Genomic DNA, 558 nt, shown 5'->3' on the forward strand with positions numbered 1-558 from the left:
TACTGGTCAAGTGGCAATCGGCATAAAGAGGGCAGGAGCTTTACTTACAGCTCAATTACGGAACAGGAGAAGCTAAAATTTAGTGCAAAAATTCGACAATCCCGAAGGGCAACGAAGAAAGTAGCAATACTATGTTTTAGTGACGGATTAGCTCGTAGTAGTGTAGAAGTATTTGTAATGAATATGGAGCGAAGGGGCTGACTTAACAGTTTTAAATTGTATTACTACTAAGATTTTTTTTAGGATGATTTTCAAAGAGAAACAAAAGTCGCAACCGATATTGCGCGAACAAGTTTGGCATGCCTTTAAGAAGGTGAAAAGTAACGGCGGTACTTATGGCGTAGATATATTATCTATAAAAGAAGTATCCACACAGCCGAGGAAATACCTTTATCCCGTATGGAATCGTTTAGCTAGTGGTAGTTATTTTCCAAAACCTGTACGCGAGGTAGCAATACCCAAAACAGATGGTCGAACAAGGAAGCTAGGCATACCAACCGTACAAGACCGAACGGCTCAAATGGTAATAAGAGAAGAATTAGAGCAAATTGTAGATAA

General features: G+C 39.2%; 1 pseudogene. It reads left to right on the plus strand.

What is annotated here, in order from left to right:
* Positions 1 to 280: 280 nt before the first annotated feature.
* Positions 281 to 558, plus strand: a pseudogene (locus Q0838_RS14240) (group II intron reverse transcriptase/maturase); the annotation flags it as partial.

The sequence above is a fragment of the uncultured Nonlabens sp. genome (assembly GCF_947495285.1).
Lineage (GTDB): Bacteria > Bacteroidota > Bacteroidia > Flavobacteriales > Flavobacteriaceae > Nonlabens.